This window comes from Myxococcus xanthus, from assembly GCF_006402735.1.
Taxonomy (GTDB): domain Bacteria; phylum Myxococcota; class Myxococcia; order Myxococcales; family Myxococcaceae; genus Myxococcus; species Myxococcus xanthus_A.
Window position 1 is genome coordinate 3,641,220 of the sequence record NZ_CP017174.1, and the last position, 20,433, is coordinate 3,661,652.

Below are 20,433 nucleotides of genomic sequence, written 5' to 3' on the forward strand. Positions count from 1 at the left end.
GCTTGCTCAGGAAAGGTGGTTTCGCATGCGTGGTTCACTGAAGCGGTTCGCGCTGCACGGTGCCGTGTTGCTGGCCGTCGCAGGGCTCACGGGCTGTGGCGTGGTGGATGAAGAAGGCGCGGCGTCCGACGGGGTGAGCGAAGAGGCGGCGCTCAATACGGGGTGCTGCACGGCGCTTCCGGGGACGACCCAGGCCTTCTGTGACTCGATTCCCCAGACGCCGGGGCGCTGTAATCAGGTCAACCAGGGCACCTCCTGCATCTGGACGTGCACCGGGTGCTGCCAGGCGCTTCCGGGGACGGCGCAGAGCTTCTGCGACTCGCTTCCCCAGACGGAAGGGCGCTGCAACCAGGCGTGGGGCGGCACGGCCTGTACCTGGACCTGCTGAGAGGCAATGCCGTACCTCATCCACCGCCGCGCCAGCGTCCGGGCGGCGGTGGATGCGGTTTTCACACGGCTACTGCGGCTTGGGCGCCGCGACCTTCTTCGCCGGGGGCTGGTACTTCATGCCCAGGGCGTTGAACACGAACGAGTACACGTCGACTTCTTCCTCGATGCGTGCGTTCAGCGGCGTGCCGGCGCCGTGGCCCGTCTCCGCGTTGGCGCGCAGCAGGATGGGGTTCTTCGCCTTGGTGGCCTCCTGCATCCGGGCCACCATCTTCCGTGAGTGGAACGGGTCCACGCGCGGATCGTTCGCGCCGGACGTGAAGAGCACTGAGGGGTAGGCCGTGCCGTCCTTCACGTTGTGGAGCGGCGAGTACGCGTGCAGCGCCTTGAACTGCTCCGGGTTCTTCACGGTGCCGTACTCGGTGATGTTGAACTGGCCGTTGGGCGTCAGCTCCACCCGGAGCATGTCGTAGATGCCCACGCGCGCCACGACGGCGCCGTACATCTCCGGGTGCTGGGTGACGGCCGCGCCCATCAGGAGGCCGCCGTTGCTGCCACCCTGGATGGCCAGCTTCTTCGGCTGCGTGTACTTCTGGTCCACCAGCAGCTTCGCGGCGGCGTGGAAGTCGTCGAAGACGTTCTGCTTGTTCGTGAGCGAGCCCTCGGCGTGCCACTTCTCGCCGAACTCCGAGCCGCCGCGCAGGTTGGCCACCGCGAACACGCCGCCCTGTTCCAGCCAGAAACCGGCCAGCGAGTTGTAGCTCGGGCTGATGGAGATGTTGAAGCCGCCGTAGCCCGTCAGCAGCGCCGGGTTGTTGCCGTTGAGCTTGGTGCCCTTCTTCTTGAGGATGCTGACGGGAACCTTGGTGCCGTCCTTGGACGTGGCGAACGCGCGCACCACTTCCACGTCGCTCAGGTCCAGCGGCGACGTGCGGGCCAGCGCCGTCTTCTTCACCGTGTTGTCCTTCGCCGAGTACCGGTACCAGGCCATCGGCTGGGTGAAGCTGGTGTTGATGAAGAGCACGTCGTCATCGCCCTGGCTCACGAGTCCGCCCACGGAGGACACGGGCAGGGTGGGCACCATCCCCATCGCCTTGCCCTTCAGGTCCACCATGCGCAGCTGCGAAGGCCCGCCGAGCTGCTCGCTCACGTAGAGCCGCGACTTCGTGGGGAAGAAGCCCTGGATGCTGGCCTCGCCCTCCGGCACCACCACCGTGGCCTTGTCCAGCGTGGGCGTGGCCAGCGGCAGCCGCAGCACCTTGCCGCGCGGCGCGTCCTTGCGGCTGAGCAGGTACATGGCGCCGTCGTGGCCGAAGCGCGCGCGGATGACCTTGTCCTCGAACTTCGACACCTGCGACCACTTCCCGGCGGCGTCGCGCAGGTACAGCATGTACTCGCCGCCGTCGCCGTTGGCCACGACGGCGGAGATGTGCTGGCCGTCGTGAGACGTGTCCAGTTCCGTCATCGCGATGCGTGGGAAGTCCTTGCCCAGCACATACGTGTCCTTCTCCGTGGGCGTGCCGAGCTGGTGGAAGTAGACCTGCTGGAAGAAGTCACGGTCCGCCTCGGGACGCTCCTCGCCGCGCGGGTAGCGCGTGTAGAAGTAGCCCTTGCCGTCCGCCGTCCACGTCAGGCTGCCACCCGCGGTGCCTCCATTCACGCGGGGCACGGTCTCATTCGGCAGCGGCTTGCCGGTGGCCACGTCATAGACGGTGACGTCGCCGCTCTCGGTGCCGTTCTTCGACATCGACACGGCGATCTTCTTGCCGTCCAGCGTGGGGACGTACCAGTCGATGGTGGTGTGGCCCGAGGGGTCCACCACCATGGGGTCCACCAGCACGCGCTCCTTGGACGTGTCATCCACCGAGCCGAGCACGACCAGGAAGGACTGCTGCTTGGGCGGCTGGGCCTTCATGGCGAACAACGTACCGCCGGCCTCGTGCAGCCCGCCGTAGCCAGGGGACTTCCAGCTCAGCAACTCGGAGACGCGCTGGCGGATGGCCTCGCGTCCGGACAGCTTGTCCAGGAGGGCGCGGGTGTACGCGTTCTGCGCGTCGTTCCACTGCTTCACCTGCGCGTCGGACGAGTCCTCCAGCCACTGGTACGGGTCCTTCACCGCCGTGCCGTGGTAGGTGTCCACCGTCTCCTTCTTCGGCGACGCGGGCGCCTTGGAGGCGGCCTTGCGGGGCGCCGTCGCGGCCGGCGCGGGGGCGGGGGCGGCTGGCGCAGCCAGCGGCAGGGTCAGCACCGCCGCCGTCAATGCGGTCTTCAGCTTCACGGTTCACCTCGGGGTTGGGAAACGCGCACGCAGCCTGCCACGTCCCTTGGGACGGGAAACGGCTTCGTTGCGTTGGGAATGCCGCCGTGCGCCGGGTGTTCGCCCGCACCTCCGCCGTGCAACCGTTGGGAATGAGACGGTGCGTCCTGGCGGTCAGCGCAGCGGCAGTGTGACCAGCCCCGCGGCGAACCGGTCGAACGCCTCATTGGCGGGCAGTGCGGTGCCGTCGTCCATGTTCCCCAGCATCAGCGCGAAGACGACGCGTGGGTGCCGCGCGTCTCCCGGCCGGTCCACCACCCCCACGAAGCACCGCTGACCGGACAGCGTGCCCGTCTTCGCGCGGATGTGGCCCGCGGTGTCGGCGGTGACGGGGCGGGCCGCGAGCGTGCCGTCCTGGCCGGCCACGGGAAGGCTGTCCAGCAGCGCGGTGCCATAGGCTTCACGCAGGCTGGTGAAGATGACGCGCACCAGTCCCCGCGCGGTGGCCAGGTTGTACCGGGACAGGCCACTGCCATCCACCGGGCGCAAGTCACGCGAGGGGATGCCTCGGCGGGTCAGTTCCTCCGTCAGCGCGGTGCGCAGGGCGCCATAGCTCTCCGTGCCCGTGAGCTCGCGCGCGAAGCGCAGGCCCAGGCGCTCCGCGTACAGGTTGAGGGATTCCTTGTTCGTCACCTTCACCAGCTCGGACAGCGGCGGGCTGACCAGGGTGACCAGGGGCGCGGGCACGGACGGTTGCCGCGGCGTGGGCGCCTCCAGCGTCATGGGCAGTCGGGGGATGCCGCGCGTGAGCAGGGCCGCCTCCACGCAGGCGGAGAAGAGCTGCTCGGGTTCGTCGACCGACAGCCTCACCGCGGCGGAGCGGGGGCAGGTGTCCGCAGTGGAGCGCCACAGGCAGCGCACGCCGGGCCCGCCACGCTGGCGCACGCAGGCCAGGGAGGGGCGCTCCGCGTTCGTGTCCACGCCCACCACGGCCGTCAGCGTCGCGAAGGCGGGGGTCACCTGGATGGTGGCGGGCTGCGCGCAGTCCGCGCCCGCCGCCCGGGACAGCGCCACGTCCACCACGTTCTCCCGGAAGACGAAGGCCGTTGGCGCCGCGCTGTAGGCATACGCGGCGTCATCCCAGGCCCAGCCGGGGCCGAAGGGGAACTCCGCCTCCTTCGCGCCGCGCACGCGCACCTGCCCGCGCCACTGGCGGATGCCGCGCGCCTGGAGGGCATCCGCCACCTGCTCACACGCCAGCGCCGTCTCGGGGAAGCGCCATGAGCCCAGGGACGGGTCCCCCGTCGGGTCCACCACGATGTCGCCCAGGAAGAGCCCGCCATCCAGCGTGCCCTCCAGGGCCACCGGCGTCTGGAAGCGGAAGTCCGCGCCCAGCGCGGAGAGGACCGACGCGGTGGAGACGACCTTGAGCGTGGAGGCGGGCAGGAGCCGGACGTGCTCGCGGTGGGTGAAGAGTGGCTCGCCCGTCTGTGCGTCCACCACGTAGGCGCTGGCCAGGGCGCCTTCGGCCTCCAGGGTGTCGAAGAGCGCGCGGGCCAGGGAGGGAAGGGTGTCGCCCTCGGGCCGCGTCTCGCGGAAGCAGCCGGAGAGTACCAGGGGGGCCACGAGCAGCAGCAAGGCGGACAGGACGCGGCGCATGTCGCCCGGCACGCTACCGCCGCGGGGCGGACCTGTCATGCGGCCGGGGACAGGTTGCCTGGAAAGGGAGCGCGGCCACGAGGAAGGCGCCGTCAGCCACGCCGAGTGCCTTGACGGCACGGCGCTCGCACCCCATCCTGCCGCGCCCCATGCCTGTCCTTCGTGGTGCTGTCACGCTGTCGCGCTTCCGGGTCGAACCGGCGAAGGAAGCGCCTTCGGATGTCAAACGCTGGCTGACGCGCGGCCTCAAGGCGCACGCGTTCGAGCCCATCGACCGCCGCTCCGAAGAAGAGCGCGCCGTCGGCTTCGTGGAGCTGGAGAACGAGGAGTCCAGCGAGTTCTCCGCTGGCCGTCTCTACTATGGCGAGTACGCCCTGTTCGCCTTCCGCATCGACACCATCAAGGTGCCGGCCGCGGCGCTCAAGGCGGAGCTGGCGAAGTGGGCCGCCGCCTTCGAGAAGGAGAATGGCCGCCCGCCCAGCCGGGGCGAGAAGACGCAGAGCCGCGGTGAAATCCGCCAGATGCTCCGCACCCGCGCCACGCCCCGCACGTCGACGGTGGACGTGAGCTGGAACCTGAAGACGCAGCAGGTGCAGATCTGGTCCGCGTCGCGCAAGGTGGTGGACGAAATCACCGTCGCGCTGGAGGGCGGGCTGAACGTGAAGTTCTTCGGCATGACGCCGTCGGCCATGGCGCAGACGGCGGGCATCGATGAGTCCCTGCTGGGGCCCACCACGGAGCTGATTGGCATGGACCTGCCGGCGACGGCGGAGGTGGCACATGGCGAGGCGTGACGAGGCGCGGGCCGAAGCGGCCTTCATGCGCGGTGATGTCGGCGTGGACGGCGGCGCCACCGAGGAGACGAAGGACGAGGCCGAAGTCGAAAAGGGCAAAGCGCAAGATCAGCTGCTGCGTGGCCGCGCCTATCTGGGCCGCGAGTTCCTCACGTGGCTCCTGTGGCGCACCGAGGCCGGCGGGCCGCTCGTCGAGGTGGAGGGTGAAGGCGTCAGCGTCCTCTTCATGGGCCGCGTGGTGCTGCGCGGCGTGTCCGGTGAGGTGACGGAGATGAGCGCCAAGGGCACCCTGGCGCCGTACTCCGAGCAGGTGAAGCACTCGCTGGACCGCGGGCTGCTGGTGGCCCAGGCCCGCCTGCGCTTCACCCAGGGCGAGAGGGAGTTCGAGGCCACGGTGGACTCCGAGTTCCTCGACATCCGCGCGGGCAAGCTGCCGGCGCTGATGAGCGAGGAGGAGGATGACCAGCTCTCCGAGCGGCTCTTCCTGATGGAACAGCTGGCCGCCATGGTGGACGCGCTGGTGCAGGACTACCTGTCGGTGCGCGCCAGCAAGGGCTGGAGCAAGACGGTCGTCCCCGCGATGAAGGAGTGGATGCGCGGCGACGAGAAGGGTGCGGACGCGCTCGCCAAGGCCGCCCGCGCCCGGGGCCGTGACGCTCGCACGGCGCGGAGCTGAGCGGGCCGTCTAGCGTGTCGCGGGGTCCGGATGCGGTGGTGTCCTTCGCCGCATCCAGGCCAGCGCCAGGCCGGGCAGCAGCACCATGCCCGCGAAGAGCAGCAGGAACGACTCCAGCCGCGCGGCGCTGGCGCCCAGCGCGGCATAGGTCACCGACACGCCCAGGTTGGCCAGGGCGCTCACGGTGAGGAACGTTCGGGGGCGCATGCGGCTGGTGCCCGCGAAGAGCACGGACGTCTCCGCCAGCACTGGCACCGCGCGGAAGGCGAGCAGGAACCAGGGCCCCATCCGTTCGGCGGCGCGGGTCAGCCGGTCCAACTCGGCGTCACCCGCCATGCGCCGCAGCGCCGCCGTTCCGGCCCGCGCGCCCAAGCCATAGCCCACCGCGCAGCCCGCCATCATCCCCAGCCAGGACGTGGCCGCGCCGACCCAGAAGCCCAGCAGTCCCCCTGCGGCGGTGCCCACCAGGCTGGAGGGCACCGGCAGCAGGGCATCACCGGCCAGCAGTCCCCCGAGCAGCAGCGCCACCTGCCAGGATGGTGGCCGCGTGGCCAGGAAGTGTCCGGCCGCCGCCTCCAGGCTGTCCCCGAACCAGGCGAAGGGCAGCAGGATGGCGGCCAGCAGCAGCCCGCTGAAGGCCGCCCAGCCCATGACGGCGCGACTGAACAGCCGGCCTTCGCCCGCCGCCGTCAGGCCCGGCGTGGGCTCAGCCATCCGCGATGGGGAGCCGGGACGCCGCGGCCATCAGGGACGTCTCGCGCTCGGCGGCCAGCGAGCCTTCCTCGGTGAATGCGATGCCCACCACCGCGCGCACACGGCCTGTCGCATCGAGCACCGGAATCGCCACCGCCGAGCGCGCGTCCACCGCCTTCGCGCCCGGCTTGATGTCGCTGGACGTGTCCTCCTTCAGGTTGCACGTCTGCACGGGTTGCTTGCGCACCTGGGCGAGCCCCGCCATTCCCTTGCCGTGCGGCACGTGCTGGACGGCCGTCATCAACGGCGGCGGAATGTTGAGGGCGGCCACGAGGAAGAGGTCGTCTCCCCGCTGAAGGTGGACGGTGCCCGCGATGGCTCCGTGCTCGCTGGCGAACGACTCCAGCCACGACTGGTAGGACGCGTTCTTTTCGTTCATGGCGCGGAAAACTGTGCGCCCCGGCTTCGCCCGCAGTCAACGCGCCGCGGCCTCAAGTCGACGTTCGAACCCATCCTCCGTGAGACTGTTCAGCCCACGTCACTCCAATGTACTGGAGGGCACCCCGTACTCCCGCCCGTGCAGGATGTGGCGCGATGCTCCGCTGGAAGGCCGCAGGTCGATGAAGCCGCGCTCGCTTCGCTTCTATCTCGGGTTGCTCGCGCTCGGCCTGCTGGTGCCGCTCGTGCTCTTCGCGGCGGGGGCGGTGAACCGCTTCGCGGCGTCGCAGCGCGAGGCCCGGGCCCAGGGCATGCGTGAGACGGCCCGCGCGTTGGCGCTCGTCGTGGAACGCGAGCTGGGGCAGTCCGTCCGGGCGCTGGAGGTGCTGTCGCATTCGGCCCCGCTGGCGCAAGGCGACCTGAAGACCTTCCATGCCACCTGCCAGGCCGTGGTGGAGTCCCAGGCACAGTGGGGCTCGCTCGTCCTGCTGGATGTGGAGGGCCGGACGATGTTCACCACGGACCAGCCCTTCGGAACCGACCTGGCGGCGCTCGTGGATGAACGGCACTTCGTGCGCGAGGTCGTGAAGACGGGACGCGCGGTCATCTCCGACTTCCCCTACCAGCGCTTCCAGGGGCCGCCCACCGTGGTGGTCGCGATGCCGGTGCGGCGCCAGGGCGTGCTCGCGGGCGTGCTGGTGGCGACGTACGCCATGCAGCACTTCGACAAGCTCTGGGACGAACAGCGCATCCAGGGGGACTGGGTGGGCACGCTGGTGGACGAGGAGGGCGTCATCCTCTCGCGCAGCCGGGGCCGCGCCCGGTTCGTCGGAACGAAGGCCCGGCCCGAATACATCGAGAACATCCGCGTGGGCCGCGAGGGCTTCTTCGCGTCGCAGACGGTGGATGGGATGAAGTCGTTCGCGGCCTACGCGCGTTTGCAGTTGGTGCCTTGGACGGTGTCGTTCTCGGGGCCTCGCGAGGTGTTCACTGCGTCGGTGAACCAATCCCTGGTCGCGTTGCTCATCGCGGGGCTGGGGTGCTGTGTCATCGCCACCGCCTGGGCCGCCTGGGTGAGCCGCCGCATGACGCGTCCGCTCCGCGCCCTGGCCCGCGCGGCCCGGGAGCGCCCGGACTCTGCGGATGCCTTCACCAACGTGGGGCCCACGGGCATCTCCGAACTGGAGGACCTGCGGGCGACGCTCGCGCTCACCGCGGCCATGGTGATGGAACGCGAGGGCGCGCTGCGGACGAAGATGACAGAGGCCGAGGCGGCCAACCTCGCCAAGGACCAGTTCCTGGCCATGCTGGGCCATGAGCTGCGCAATCCGCTGTCCGCCATCACCAGCGGCGTGAAGGTGCTGTCGGTGACGGAGGACGCCGCCAGCCGCGAGCGGGCGCGCGCCCTGGTGGAGCGGCAGGCCTTCCACCTGGCGCGACTGGTGGATGACCTGCTCGATGTGGAGCGGGTCAGCAGTGGCCGCATCCTGCTCCAGAAGCAGACCATGGACTTGTCGGAGTGCGTGCGGCGGGCCGTCGCGGCGCTGGAGTCCTCCGGACGGACGCAGGCGCACCAGGTGGAGGTAGAGGCCCCGCGGGCCTGGCTGGAGGGGGACGCGAGCCGCCTGGAGCAGGTCGTGACGAACCTCGTGTCCAACGCGCTCAAGTACACGCCGCCCGGCGGTCGCATCCGCGTGGTGACGCGGGAGGAGCCCGGCCACGTGGTGCTGGAGGTGTCCGACACCGGAGATGGCCTGTCACCGGAGCTCCAGGAGCGCGTGTTCGAGCTCTTCTTCCAGGCGGAGCGCACCCTGGACCGCGCGCAGGGAGGCCTGGGCATTGGCCTCACGCTGGTGAAGCGGTTGGTGGAGCTGCATGGCGGCTCCGTGCGCGCGCAGAGTGACGGGCTGGCGAAGGGCAGCACCTTCACGGTGCGGCTGCCGCGCGGCCAGGTCGAACAGGCGCCTCGGCTTCAAGACGCTCCCATGGCGCCGGCCTCCGGACGCCACGTGTTGCTGGTGGATGACCACACCGACAGCCGGCAACTCGTCCGCGAGTTGCTCGAACTGGAGGGGCATACCGTCAGCGAAGCGGAGGACGGTCCCTCGGGTCTGGCGCGGGCGCGCGAGCTGCGTCCCGAGGTCGTGTTGCTGGACATCGGCCTGCCCGGGCTCGACGGCTACGAGGTGGCGCGCGCGCTCCGCTCGACGGACGAGGGGCGCGACCTGCTGCTCATCGCCGTGACGGGCTACGGCCTGGAAGAGGACCGGCGCCGCGCGCTGGAGGCGGGCTTCGACGAGCACCTGGTGAAGCCGGTGGACCTCACGCGTCTGCGTGAGTTGCTGCGGCCGAGGAAGCGAGCCGCGCCGGCTCACTCCACGTAGCCGGGACAGTTCTGGACCGCGGGCTGGCACAGCTGCAACACGCGCGCTGCGTCCGTGAAGGTCTGCTTCCGGGCCTGGAGGTAACAACCCGCGGGGTCTTCGTCGGGCGCGGCGAACTGACACAGCTGGACGGCCTGGCTTTGCGTGAGGGAGCCTTCCTCCTGGGCGCGCACGAAGCAGTCGGCGGGCGTGGATGAACGGGCGCCGCGGCAGAGCTGCGTGGCCAGGGAGTCGTCGAGTCCGCCATCGGTCGCGCGCTGGTAGCAGGACAGTTGCGGCACGACGCCCTGGGCGGCCGCGGCCGCGGGCACTCCCAAGAGGCCGAGCACGGCGGTGAGCGCAGCGCCCGCGAACGGACGAAAGAATCGGGATGTCCCACTGCCTGTCTTCATGAGGCCTCCTTTCCGAGCAATCTAGGGGCTTCCGCGCGGTGAGGCCGGCCCCCGCACGGCCGTCCGCCCCGGGACAATGCGGCAAGGGAAGGGGTCGTTCCGCCGCCTGTCCTATGCGGGAAGATTGTCGGATGACGCGCCGTGTCCGGGGGGAGACGTCCACGGAACGATGCGCGGGCCTACTTCACGACGACTGCCACCCACGCGGTCCGGCATCCGGCAGAGGACGCCTTGGACGCGAGGTCCAGTCCCCTGGCGTTCCACGCCTTCCCGAACCACCACAGCAGCGCCATGAAACAACGACGACCGTCTCTCTTGATGCTGCTGGGCGTTGTGGCGCTCGCGATGGGCCTGCTCGGCATTTCGCTCGCATGTCCTGGCTCCTCGGGAGACCGTTCCGGTCGCCCTGGGGACGAAGATGAAATCATCGACCCCCCATCCGAAGGGGGGCCGGGCACGGACGGAGACGGGAGCACTCCGATGGTGCCAGATGGTGGGGGCCCGGATTCCCAGGTGCCCTTCGGGCTGGACGCGCGCCCCGCGAACCCTACGTGTGTAGCGCCTCCCCGGCCCCCGGACCCCGCGGGGGCCACCATCTCGCGCGCGTTCCCGGACGTGAGCTTCACCCAGCCCTTGTTCGCCCTCCAGGCGCCGGGGGACAGCCGCCGCATCTACGTGGTGGAGCGAGGGGGACGGGTGCGCGTGTTCGACAAGGACGCCACGCCGCCCGTCAGCTCCGTGTTCGTCGACATCTCCAGGCAGGTGATCGTGGAGCATGACGAGACGGGCTTGCTCGGGATGGCCTTCCACCCGGCGTTCGCCACCAATGGCCAGGTGTTCCTCTCCTATGTCGGAAACACCGCCATGGGTGGTCTACGCTCGTTCATCGTCCGTTACCGCAGCCCGGATGGTGGGGCCACCCTGGACCCGGCGAGCGCGGAGGTCGTGCTCGAACAGGACCAGCCCTTCTCCACCCACAACGGCGGCCATCTCGCGTTCGGACCGGATGGCTTCCTCTACTTCGCCTACGGTGACGGCGGCGGACGCCTGGACCCGAACCGGACGGCCCAGAATCCGGAGCTCCTGCTGGGGAAGATGCTGCGGCTCGACGTGGACAGCGCGCGGCCATATGCCATTCCGCCGACCAACCCCTACGCCACCGCCGGCGGGCGAAAGGAAATCTACGCCACCGGCTTCCGCAACCCGTGGCGCTGGAGCTTCGACCGGAGCACGGGCGCGCTCTGGCTGGGCGACGTGGGCGAAAAGCTCCTCGAGGAGATCAACCGCGTCGAGCTGGGAGGCAACTACGGCTGGAGCATCCTGGAGGGCACCGAGTGCGCGCGCGGTAGCGGCTGCCGCGCCACCGGGTTGACGCCGCCCGTGGCCGTCTATGGCCGCACCGAAGGCGTCTCCGTCACCGGCGGCTACGTGTACCGCGGCACCGCCGTGCCGGCGCTCGCGGGCAAGTACGTCTTCGGTGACTTTGGCTCGGGCCGCATCTGGACGTTGCCAGGAGACGCCCTGCCGGGTGCGGCCGCGGTGCCCCAATTACTCGTCACCACGGCGCTCAGCATCTCCTCGTTCGCCGAGCTCAACGACGGCGAGCTGCTGGTGGTGGACTTCACGGGGGGAGGACTGCACCGCATCCACGCGTCTCTGCCTCCCGCACCGGGTGGCGAGGCGTTCCCCACACTGCTGTCCGCCACGGGCTGCGCGGACCCGACGAACCCGAACCTCCCCTCGGCGGGCCTCATCCCGTATGGCGTGAATGCCCCGCTGTGGTCGGACGGCGCGCAGAAGGAGCGGTTCATGGGCGTTCCAGACGGGGCGGTGATGACGGTGGGGCCGGAGGGCGTGCTGGACGCGCCCCCCGGCACCGTGACGGTGAAGACGTTCCTCCTGGGCGGGAAGCGTGTGGAGACGCGCCTCTTCATGCGCCATCCGGACGGCGTCTGGGCGGGCTACTCGTACGAGTGGAATGATGCGGGTACCGACGCGACGTTGCTGGAGACGGGCAAGGTGAAGACGGTGGGGGCGCAGACGTGGACGTACCCCAGCCGGGGTGAATGCATGCAGTGTCACACCGCCGCCGCGGGCTTCGTGCTGGGCCTGGAGGTCGCGCAGCTCAACGGGGATTACACCTACCCGGGCGGGCGCATCGCGTCGCAGCTCCGGACCCTGGAGCACATTGGCGTGCTGAAATTGCCGGCCCCGGTGGAGCAGCTGCCTCGGATGCCTGCCTACGCCGGACCGGAGCCCGTGGAGGCGCGCGCGCGGGCCTACCTGCACGCCAACTGCGCCGTCTGTCACCGGCCCAATGGCCTGGGCCGCGGTGTGTCGGACCTGCGCTACTCCACGCCGCTCGCCGCAGCGAAGATTTGTGGTGTGGCGCCAGAGCACGGTGAGCTGGGCGTGGCCGGAGCGATGCTGGTCGCGCCGGGAGACCCGTCGAAGTCGGTCCTGTCGCGGCGCATGCACTCGCTGTCGACGACACGCATGCCGCCGCTGGCCAGCGCGGTGAAGGACATCGAGGGCACGGGGCTCGTGGACGCGTGGATTACGTCCCTGCCCGCGTGTCCCGCGGGGCCCTGAGGCCTCGCGGGACGGGAGCGCCAGCATCTGTGCGGCTGGCGCCTCAGGTGGGCCGCTGGACGGTGTCGGGAGCGGGCTTGCCGTCCTTCAACCCTGGCGTCCGCACGTCGTAGTGGGCCACCACGGGTTGGTGGTCGGAGGACTCGGTGCTGCGGTCCACCTCGAAGAGGCGGGGGACCAGTCCAGGGCTGGCGTAGATGTTGTCGAAGCGCTTGCCCGTCGCGGGCACCACGCCATTCTCATCCGGCAGCGAGGTGAGGGTGGCGCTGTCCGCGATGTCCTGGAGCCGCAGCCATTGCTCGCTGCCGCGTTGCACCCGGCCGGAGCGCAGCTCGGCGCACGCCTGCTTCGGCGTCATGAGCGAGCCATCCGGCAGGCGCACCTGTGCGGTGGTGGCATGGGCGATGGTCTCCGGCATGCTCTGCTCCAGCACGTGGAGCTCGTGCCGCAACCGCGGGTCGGCGATGTTGCCCACCCCTTCGTCCCCCACGCTGGCGTGGGGCGCGCCGTAGCGCACCTCGTATTCCTCCACCGTGTCGGTGTCGTCGTACGTCCTGAGGTGGGCCATCAGCCAGGAGCCGCCTGTCTTGATGGCGGTGTTGGCGTTGAAGTCCCCCAGCACCACCGCGTGCATGACCTCACGGTGCTGCAGCAACGCGTTGAGCTGGCGGAGGTTGCGGGCGTTGATGCCGGAGTCGCCCAGGGTGTGGTGCACGTTGTAGAGCACCACCGGGTGACCCTCCACCTCCAGGCGCACGTACAGCGCGCCCCGGTCTTCGGGTATCTCGCAGGGGTCTCCGCCACGGCGCATGATGGCCGCGTCCCGCTCCGCGTCGGGGGTGGCGTACGTGAAGTGCGCCGCGTCCACCAGCGGGTGCCGGGTGAGGAAGGCCTTTCCGTTCACCAGCCGCGCGCCGGGGCCGCCGTCATGCCCCTGGTACGCCAGGTGGAAGCCGTAGCGCTCCGCCAGGAGCACGGCGATGGGGACGTTGGCCTCCTGCAGGCCCAGCACGTCCGGCAGCCGTCCCCGGGCCTCCAGGTTGTCGAAGTAGTCCAGCAGCGCCTGTCGGCGCTGCCCACCGAGCAGGATGTTGTACGTCATCACCGTGAGCCCTGGCCCGCGCGGCGAGCGCACCGCGGGGTTGCGGACCACCAGCGTGCGGCCGTCGCCCAGCGCTCGCTCCGTATTGGGCAGGGACACAGCGGCGAAGTCCGGAAGCGTCACGGTGGTCTCCCGGCGCGGAAGGGCGCCCTCGTGCCCGTGCGCAATCCGGCCAAGCAGGGGGCCGACCCCCGGCAGGTGCTCCAGCATCTCCGGAACCTTCATCGGGGCTCCTTCCGCGGGAGCGGCTGCGCGGGTTGAGGGCGGAAGGTGTCTTCGTGAAAGGCAACTGGCGCCACAGGTCCTCCTCGATGCCCTCAAGGTCTGTGCTCGCCCTCCCCATGACCAGGGGGCTCCCAGGGAATGGAGGGCTGGCCGGGCTGCTCCGTTCGGATGGAGGGCGGCCAGGCCTCCGGGCGCGCCGTCCCGGGCTTGGATACCGAGGAAGCCCGGGCGCGCTTGTGGTTGAATACCGGACATGCGGCGATTGGTGTTCCTGGCGGTGATGGCTCCTCTCCTGGTGGCGTGTGCCACGACCGGCCAGGTGGTGCCCCGAAGCGCCTCCTGTGAGAAGGGCAAGCTGTGGGCGTGCAACGAATGGGGAGAGCAGCTCCTCCAGGACGGAGACCGGAGCCAGGCGGAGACGGCCTTCTCCAAGGCGTGTGACGGTGGCTCGACGCAGGGGTGCCTGGCCCTGGGGCGCCTGCGCATGGCGGACGGCAACCTCGCGGGCGCCGAGGCGCCGTTCGTCACGGTGTACGAGACGGACAGTGAGGAGGGCGCCCTGGCGCTCGCGGACCTCTACGACGCGCGCGGTGGCGAGGCCCACGCTCGGGCAGCGGCCAAGCTCCGGAGGGAGGCACCGGCGCTGGACAAACCGGCCTTCGACTTCGCCATGCAGTACCGGGTGGGGGCCTGGCGGCCGACGGCGGACCTCGCCCTCAACATCCAGCCCATGGCCTTCCTGGAACGGCGACTCAACATCGGCTCGAACCTGGCCTACACGAGCCGGGGCATCTCCGAGTTCAACGGCTTCGTCGGCTACCAGCACTTCGTCAATGCCTGGGTGGTGCCCTACGGCCGGTTGATGATGGGCACGGCGACACGCGCATCACGCGACCCGGGCTTCAACGTCGGCGCGGAGGTGGGCACGCGGCTGGCCTTGGGGTACTTCGGCCACGTCAACGTCGCGGCCGGCATGTCCCGGGCGAGCGGCAACTACATGTCCGTGGGCGTGGGCCTCAACGGCCTCTTCGTGCTGCTGATGCTGCTGCACGCACCTTGACACTTCAGCGCGTGGGCCGCCCGAGCACGTACGTGATGGCGGCCTTGCCCGGGGCCTTCGCCTCGCCCACCTCCCAGGTGTAGCCCTCGCGCGCCAGGGCCTCCGTCATGCGCCGGAGCTCGTCGGGCTGATGCGTCCTCAGCGCGGACACCAACCCGTCCCAGCAGATGATGAGCGGCGCCACCGGCACCACGTAGGTGAGCAGCAGCCGCAGCGGCGTCAGCGGCTTCACCAAGGGCGTGAAGAGCAGCACCAGCAGGGGCACCAGCAACATCGACAGGAGGGCCGGGGGCGTGCGGCGCACCGTCTCGAACGCGGCGATGGGAACGCCGCGAGCCTGGGCGTCCTCGAGCACGGCGCGGGCCTCGTCCGGCCGGAAGTGGTGCAGGGCGTTGAAGAGGGTGCGCATGCCCCGCAGGTCGGCCGGGACCTGGAGCGCGTCCACCGAGCGCTCCAGGTACTGCACGCCCTCTGCCCGCGCCCGCTCGGCGGCCTGGGCATTGGGGAACTTGTCGGTGAGCACCACGCGCGCATCGATGCCGTGCTTCTCCGCGAGCAGTTGTCGCAGGCGGGGCAGGGGGCCCCGGCCGCCGGAGCCCACGTCCACCAGCTCCTGGCCCTGCGCCGCGTTCAGTCCGCGCGCCAGGATTTCCGCGGCCGCGTCGAAGATGCCCATGCGCGTGCTGATGGTGTGGAGGTAGTCGGTCGTCAAGTCCCTCAGCGCGTCGGGGAACCACGTCTGGTCGGTGAACTCGAAGAGGTGCAGCCGGGGGAGCAGCGAAGGCGTGTCGTCCATGGTCCGAGCGTGCAGGCCCCTCGCCGTCCGCGCACTGACGGATGGCGACAGAACGGCTTGCTGTCCGCGCCAACGCGCCATTAGCGTCCCGTTCGTGGCGCAGTCGCCTCCGTCCTCATCCTCCGAGCCATCCTTGTCCGCGCGCATGGCGCGGCAGGCGCTCCGGCTCGCGGCGACGCTGGGCCTGCCGGTGGAGGCGCTCTGCCGGGAGGCGGGCTTCCGGATGGAGGACCTGGACGACCCGGAGCTGCGCATCCCCTACGCCGCGCTGGACGGCCTGCTGGAGCGGGCGGCGGAGCTGTCCGGGGACGCGAACCTGGGGCTGCACATCGCCCGCGTGGACGTGGTGGACCTGGATGACCCGGCCACCTTCGTCGTCCTCACTTGCGCGACGCTGCGGGACGCCATGGAGCGGGGCTGCCGCTACCAGCGCGTCTGGGGAGACGGAGAGCGCTTCCTGATGGAGGAGACGGAGCGCGGAGTTCGCATGCGCTTCACGCCCGTGGGCGCGCCCCGGCCCGCGCACCGGCACCTGGTGGACGCGGCGCTGGTGCAGTTCGCCACCGGAGTGAGGGCCTTCACGGGCGTGGACGTCCGGCCGCTCGTCGTGCGCTTCACCCACACCGCGCCCGCGGACCGCCGCGAGCACGAGGCCCTCTTCGGGTGCCCGCTGGAGTTCGGCGCGCCCTTCAATGCCATCGAGTTCTCCCACGAGGACGCCCAGCGGCCCTTCATCCACGCGAACGCGCTGCTCAACGCCATGTTCCAACGTCAGGCCCAGCGCGCGTTGGAGCGGCTGCCGGACGTGTCCACGACCACCGAGCGCGTCCGGGAGCAAGTCCGGCGCGAACTGGCCGGCGGGGACTTCTCCTTCGTGGCCGTCGCCCGGGCCCTGCGGCAGCCGCCGCGGACGCTCCAGCGCCGGCTCGCGGGCGAGGGGCAGAGCTACGCGGCGATTGTCGAAGCCCTGCGCCGCGAGCTGTCTGAGTCCTATCTCCAGCGCCGCATGTCCATCGCCGAGGTGTCCTTCCTCCTCGGCTACGCGGACCCGGTGGCCTTCCACCGCGCCTTCAAGCGCTGGTGGGGTGTGAGCCCGGAAGGCTTCCGGAGGGCGCGGCTCCAGGCCCCACGCTGAGCCTGGACCGCCGTTCGTCCGAGCGGCGTCTCAGGCCGCCTCGCGCCCGCCCTCCGCCGCCGCGCGCGCCAGCCGCTTCTGGATGGCGAGGAACAGCGCCTCGTGTGTGGCAGGGGACGCCAGCTCCACGTCGCCACCGGCCTGGCCGAACGCTGCCACCGCCTCTCGCAGGGCCTCACGCGCGGACATGGCCAGCATCAGCGGCGGCTCGCCCACGGCCTTGCTGCCGTGGATGGTGTTGTGCTGGTGCGCCCGCTCCAGCAGCCGCACCCGGAAGTCGATGGGCGCGTCGCTGAAGGCCGGCACCGCGTAGGTGCTTGCGGAGTGCGTGAGCAGCCGGCCATTCGCGTCCCAGCGAAGCTCCTCGCCCGTGAGCCAGCCCAGGCCCTGGACGAAGCCGCCTTCAATCTGCCCGCGGTCCACTGCGGGGTTGAGCGAATCGCCCACGTCCTCCAGCAGGTCCACGCGCAGCACGCGCTTGACGCCCGTGTGGCCGTCCACCTCCACCTCGCACACCGCCGCGCCGTAGGCGAAGTAGAGGAAGGGGCGTCCGCGGCCCTTGGCCTTGTCGTAGCCGATGCCCGGCGTCTGGTAGTAGCCCGTCGAGGACAGTCCCACCCGGGACAGGTACGCCGCCTCCACCACGTCCGCGAAGGGCAGGGCGAGCTCGGGCTCACCGCGCAGGCCCACCTTCCCGTCGCCGAACATCAGGGCATCCGGCGCCACGCTGCGCCCGTGCCGGTCCGACAGCAGCCGCACGGCCACCGGGGCCAGCCGCTCCCTCAGGGTGACGCAGGCCACGCGCACGGCGGCGCCGTTCAGGTCGGAGCCGCTGGAGGCCGCGGTGGCGGAGGTGTTGGGCACCTTGTCCGTCGCCGTCTTCGCCATCCGCACTGCGTCCGCCGTGACGCCCAGCTCGCGCATGACCACGCCCAGCACCTTGGTGTGCAGGCCCTGGCCCATTTCCGTGCCGCCGTGGGACACCATGACCGAGCCGTCCCGGTACACATGCACCAACGCGCCGGCCTGGTTGAGGAAGGTGGCGGTGAAGGAGATGCCGAACTTCATCGGGGTGATGGCGAGTCCCCGCTTGATGAAGGGGGATTGGGCGTTGAACGCCGCCACGTCGCGTTGCCGGCGCTCGAACTCCGAGGACTTCTTGAGCTCCTCCCAGACGCGGAGGATTCGCTCGTCCTCCAGCTCCTGGCCGTAGTGCGTGGTGTTCGTCTCCCCGGTGCCGCGGTAGAGGTTGCGCTCGCGGACCTCGTCCGCCGGCACCCCCACGGCCCGGGCCACGCGGGCCAGGACCTCCTCCGTCACCAGCATGCCCTGCGGACCACCGAAGCCGCGGAAGGCGGTGTTGGAGACGAGGTGTGTCTTCGCCACCCGCCCGGAGTACGCCAGCGCCGGCACGTAGTACGCGTTGTCCAGGTGGAACAGCGCGCGGTCCAGGATGGACTCGGACAGGTCCAGCGACCAGCCGCCGTTGGATACCAGCTGGACGCGGAGGGCCAGCAGCCGCCCCTGGTCGTCGAAGCCCACCTCGTAGGAGGCATGGAACGGGTGGCGCTTGCCCGTCACCGCCATGTCCACGTCGCGGTCCAGCATCCACCGCACCGAGCGTCCCGTGTGCCACGCGGCCAGCGCGACGAACGCGGCGGGCGCGTTGCCCTGCGTCTCCTTTCCGCCGAAGCCGCCGCCCATGCGTGGTGACTGCACCACCACGCGGCTGCGCGGCAGGTGCAGCACGTGGGAGATGATGGCCTGCACCTCGGACGGGTGCTGGGTGGAGGACACGACGGTGATGTCGCCGTCGTCACCGCGCTCGGCGAAGGCGGCCTGCGTCTCCAGGTAGAAATGCTCCTGCCCGCCAATGGCCAGCGTGCCCGATAGGCGGTGGGGGCTGCTGTCCAGCGCGGCGTCCACGTCACCCCGGCGGATGACGTGCGGCTCGGTGTGGTAGCTGCTCCGCGCCACGGCGTCCTCCAACGTGAGGATGGCGGGCAGGGGCTCGTACTCCACCTCCACGGCGCGTGCGCCCGCGCGGCAGGCCTCCACGGACTCGCCCACGACCAGCGCGACAATCTGCCCGTGGAAGAGCACCTCGCGGTCGGCCAGCAGCGGCTCATCGTGGCGGATGGGGCCGGTGTCGTTCATGCCGGGGATGTCCTCGGCCATGAGCACCTTCACCACGCCGGGCACCTTGCGCGCCGCGGTGGGATCTCTCTTGAGGATGCGGGCGTGCGCATGGGGCGAGCACACCGGCCAGACCTCCAGCATGGGCCGCTTCTGCGCCATGTCGTCCACGTACCGCGCGCTGCCCGTCACGTGGCCCAGCGCGCTCTCGTGCCGCAGCGCGCGCCCCGCGTCCGCGGGGGCCTGGGCCTCACCCGCGTCGAAGCCCGGCGCGGCGTCCAGGGCCGGGCTGTGCGAGCCGGAGAAGAACTTCTCCAGCAGGCCCGCCACCAGTCCCCGCCGGTACTCCGCGCTGCCGCGCAGGTCGCTGATGGGCGTGATTTCCTCCGCGAGCACGGGCAGCGCTCGCGCCACCGTCTCGGCCGTCCAGGGCTGCCCGGTGAGCTCCGCCTCCGCGCGGCGCGCACGCACTGGCGTGGCCGCGACGCCGCCGTAGCCCAGGCGCGCCAGCGTCACCACGCCGCCCGCGTCCAGCTCCACGCGGAAGCCCGCGGCGACGATGCTGATGTCCAGCTCGCGCCGCTTGGACACCTTGAAGGAGTCGGAGAGCCGCCGGCCGCCCTTGGGCACGGCGGCGTGGGGGATGATGATGTGGCGGACGACCTCGTCCGATTGGAGCGCCGTCTTCCGGTAGGCGAGGAAGAAGTCGGACAACGCCACCGTGCGCTCGCCCCGCACCGAGCCCAGGACGAGCGAGGCATCCAGGGCAAGCAACACCGGCGCCATGTCGCCAATGGGCGACGCGGTCACCAGGTTGCCCGCCAGCGTGGCGCGCTGGCGAATCTGCCGGGAGGCGAAGACGTTGAGCATCTTCTTCACCTCGGGCAGCTCGTCACCCAGGGCCTCTTCCAGCGCCACCAGTGAGGCCGCGCCGCCCACGTACCAGCCATCCTCCCCACGGTGGACCGCGCGCAGGGACTCCACGCCCTCGGTGGAGATGAGGAAGGGGTAGCGGCGGGCCTTCTTGGTGATGTCCACGCCCAACTCAGTGGCGCCCGCCACCAGGTGGGCCTCCGGGTGCTTCGCGCGCAGGTCGAGCAACTCCTCCCACGACGTGGGGCGCAGGAAGGTCTGTCCACCGGCCTCGTAGCGCAGCGGGGACAGGGGCTCGGCGGGACCTTCGAGCGGCGCGGAGGGAATCGCCGTGGCGGGCGCCGGTCCTTCGTCGCGCTGGGCCAGCGCCTCCATCATCGCGTCGCGAATGGGGCGGTAGCCGGTGCAGCGACAGAGGTTGCCACAGAGCTGGTCCGCCACGGCTGACGGGGTACAGACATCCTTGCGGGAGTACGCCTCCGCCATGGAGACGATGAAGCCCGGCGTGCAGAAGCCACACTGCGAACCGTAGTGCTTCACCATGGCCTGCTGCACCGGGTGGGGCTTCTCGCAGCTGCCCACGCCTTCCACCGTCACCAGCTCACGGCCGGCCACCATGGGCACCAGGGCGATGCAGGCGTTGAAGGCGCGCAGGCACCGGTTGCCCTGGGCGTCCCGATCCACCAGGGCCACGGTGCACGCGCCGCAGTCGCCTTCGGCGCAGCCCTGCTTGGTGCCGGTGAGGCCGCGGGCACGCAGGAAGTCGAGCAGCGTGGTGTTGGGGGAGACGCCATCGACGCGGACCGTCGCGCCATTGAGCTGAAACTCGAACAT

At 70.7% G+C, this 20,433-nt stretch carries 15 protein-coding genes; 7 read left to right on the forward strand and 8 right to left on the reverse strand.

The window, feature by feature from the left end; all coding sequences use genetic code 11:
• The first annotated feature begins 25 nt into the window (after positions 1–25).
• Positions 26–388, forward strand: coding sequence for a hypothetical protein (locus BHS09_RS15415; RefSeq protein WP_237080369.1), 363 nt, complete (start codon positions 26–28; stop codon positions 386–388).
• Between the two features lie 69 nt (positions 389–457).
• Here the strand turns inward: BHS09_RS15415 and BHS09_RS15420 are convergent, their stop codons facing one another.
• A complete protein-coding gene (locus tag BHS09_RS15420; protein ID WP_140798247.1) occupies positions 458–2,665 on the reverse strand; it encodes a prolyl oligopeptidase family serine peptidase in 2,208 nt (735 codons plus the stop codon).
• A gap of 153 nt (positions 2,666–2,818) precedes the next feature.
• Complete coding sequence (gene dacB, locus BHS09_RS15425; RefSeq protein ID WP_140790861.1) at positions 2,819–4,303, reverse strand: D-alanyl-D-alanine carboxypeptidase/D-alanyl-D-alanine endopeptidase; 1,485 nt, start codon at positions 4,301–4,303, stop codon at positions 2,819–2,821.
• A gap of 149 nt (positions 4,304–4,452) precedes the next feature.
• Here dacB and rdgC point away from each other — a divergent pair, with 149 nt between their 5' ends.
• Both rdgC and BHS09_RS15435 read left to right on the forward strand, forming a co-directional pair.
• Positions 4,453–5,097, forward strand: a complete 645-nt coding sequence (gene rdgC, locus BHS09_RS15430; protein ID WP_011553181.1) for a recombination-associated protein RdgC — start codon at positions 4,453–4,455, stop codon at positions 5,095–5,097.
• Positions 5,084–5,773 carry a hypothetical protein gene (locus tag BHS09_RS15435; protein WP_140798248.1) on the forward strand — a complete coding sequence of 230 codons (690 nt, stop codon included), beginning with the start codon at positions 5,084–5,086 and terminating at the stop codon, positions 5,771–5,773. The genes rdgC and BHS09_RS15435 overlap by 14 nt, the downstream gene beginning before the upstream one ends.
• 9 nt (positions 5,774–5,782) lie before the next feature.
• Here the strand turns inward: BHS09_RS15435 and BHS09_RS15440 are convergent, their stop codons facing one another.
• Positions 5,783–6,487, reverse strand: coding sequence for a TVP38/TMEM64 family protein (locus tag BHS09_RS15440; RefSeq protein ID WP_140798249.1), 705 nt, complete (start codon positions 6,485–6,487; stop codon positions 5,783–5,785).
• Complete coding sequence (locus BHS09_RS15445) at positions 6,480–6,905, reverse strand: GAF domain-containing protein (protein WP_140798250.1); 426 nt, start codon at positions 6,903–6,905, stop codon at positions 6,480–6,482. The genes BHS09_RS15440 and BHS09_RS15445 overlap by 8 nt, the downstream gene beginning before the upstream one ends.
• 181 nt (positions 6,906–7,086) lie before the next feature.
• Here BHS09_RS15445 and BHS09_RS15450 point away from each other — a divergent pair, with 181 nt between their 5' ends.
• Positions 7,087–9,288: a hybrid sensor histidine kinase/response regulator gene (locus BHS09_RS15450; protein ID WP_140798251.1), complete on the forward strand. Its 2,202-nt coding sequence runs from the start codon at positions 7,087–7,089 to the stop codon at positions 9,286–9,288.
• On the opposite strand, the gene BHS09_RS15455 is transcribed toward BHS09_RS15450, so the two are convergent.
• Positions 9,276–9,680: a hypothetical protein gene (locus tag BHS09_RS15455; protein WP_140790866.1), complete on the reverse strand. Its 405-nt coding sequence runs from the start codon at positions 9,678–9,680 to the stop codon at positions 9,276–9,278. The two genes, BHS09_RS15450 and BHS09_RS15455, sit on opposite strands and share 13 nt — an antisense overlap.
• Before the next feature lie 291 nt (positions 9,681–9,971).
• On the opposite strand from BHS09_RS15455, the gene BHS09_RS15460 reads away from it, so the two are divergent.
• Positions 9,972–12,272 carry a PQQ-dependent sugar dehydrogenase gene (locus BHS09_RS15460; RefSeq protein WP_237078314.1) on the forward strand — a complete coding sequence of 767 codons (2,301 nt, stop codon included), beginning with the start codon at positions 9,972–9,974 and terminating at the stop codon, positions 12,270–12,272.
• Positions 12,273–12,315: 43 nt separating this feature from the next.
• On the opposite strand, the gene BHS09_RS15465 is transcribed toward BHS09_RS15460, so the two are convergent.
• Entirely contained in the window at positions 12,316–13,599 is a 1,284-nt protein-coding gene (locus BHS09_RS15465; protein ID WP_140790867.1) for an endonuclease/exonuclease/phosphatase family protein, read from the reverse strand.
• 253 nt (positions 13,600–13,852) lie between these two features.
• Here BHS09_RS15465 and BHS09_RS15470 point away from each other — a divergent pair, with 253 nt between their 5' ends.
• Entirely contained in the window at positions 13,853–14,659 is an 807-nt protein-coding gene (locus tag BHS09_RS15470; RefSeq protein WP_140790868.1) for a hypothetical protein, read from the forward strand.
• Between the two features lie 4 nt (positions 14,660–14,663).
• Here the strand turns inward: BHS09_RS15470 and BHS09_RS15475 are convergent, their stop codons facing one another.
• The gene (locus tag BHS09_RS15475) at positions 14,664–15,455 is read right to left on the reverse strand and encodes a hypothetical protein (RefSeq protein ID WP_140798252.1); all 792 of its coding nucleotides are present in this window, start codon (positions 15,453–15,455) and stop codon (positions 14,664–14,666) included.
• Positions 15,456–15,588: 133 nt separating this feature from the next.
• On the opposite strand from BHS09_RS15475, the gene BHS09_RS15480 reads away from it, so the two are divergent.
• Positions 15,589–16,590, forward strand: a complete 1,002-nt coding sequence (locus BHS09_RS15480; protein ID WP_237078315.1) for an AraC family transcriptional regulator — start codon at positions 15,589–15,591, stop codon at positions 16,588–16,590.
• Positions 16,591–16,620: 30 nt separating this feature from the next.
• On the opposite strand, the gene xdhB is transcribed toward BHS09_RS15480, so the two are convergent.
• Positions 16,621–20,433, reverse strand: a complete 3,813-nt coding sequence (gene xdhB, locus BHS09_RS15485; RefSeq protein ID WP_174258788.1) for a xanthine dehydrogenase molybdopterin binding subunit — start codon at positions 20,431–20,433, stop codon at positions 16,621–16,623.

Bases quoted from the DNA above. Each gene is read 5' to 3' on its own strand.
- BHS09_RS15415 (WP_237080369.1), top strand. From the start codon at position 26: ATGCGTGGTTCACTGAAGCGGTTCGCGCTGCACGGTGCCGTGTTGCTG.
- dacB (WP_140790861.1), bottom strand. From the start codon at position 4,303: ATGCGCCGCGTCCTGTCCGCCTTGCTGCTGCTCGTGGCCCCCCTGGTA.
- rdgC (WP_011553181.1), top strand. From the start codon at position 4,453: ATGCCTGTCCTTCGTGGTGCTGTCACGCTGTCGCGCTTCCGGGTCGAA.
- BHS09_RS15435 (WP_140798248.1), top strand. From the start codon at position 5,084: ATGGCGAGGCGTGACGAGGCGCGGGCCGAAGCGGCCTTCATGCGCGGT.
- BHS09_RS15440 (WP_140798249.1), bottom strand. From the start codon at position 6,487: ATGGCTGAGCCCACGCCGGGCCTGACGGCGGCGGGCGAAGGCCGGCTG.
- BHS09_RS15445 (WP_140798250.1), bottom strand. From the start codon at position 6,905: ATGAACGAAAAGAACGCGTCCTACCAGTCGTGGCTGGAGTCGTTCGCC.
- BHS09_RS15450 (WP_140798251.1), top strand. From the start codon at position 7,087: ATGAAGCCGCGCTCGCTTCGCTTCTATCTCGGGTTGCTCGCGCTCGGC.
- BHS09_RS15455 (WP_140790866.1), bottom strand. From the start codon at position 9,680: ATGAAGACAGGCAGTGGGACATCCCGATTCTTTCGTCCGTTCGCGGGC.
- BHS09_RS15460 (WP_237078314.1), top strand. From the start codon at position 9,972: ATGAAACAACGACGACCGTCTCTCTTGATGCTGCTGGGCGTTGTGGCG.
- BHS09_RS15465 (WP_140790867.1), bottom strand. From the start codon at position 13,599: ATGAAGGTTCCGGAGATGCTGGAGCACCTGCCGGGGGTCGGCCCCCTG.
- BHS09_RS15470 (WP_140790868.1), top strand. From the start codon at position 13,853: ATGCGGCGATTGGTGTTCCTGGCGGTGATGGCTCCTCTCCTGGTGGCG.
- BHS09_RS15475 (WP_140798252.1), bottom strand. From the start codon at position 15,455: ATGGACGACACGCCTTCGCTGCTCCCCCGGCTGCACCTCTTCGAGTTC.
- xdhB (WP_174258788.1), bottom strand. From the start codon at position 20,433: ATGTTCGAGTTTCAGCTCAATGGCGCGACGGTCCGCGTCGATGGCGTC.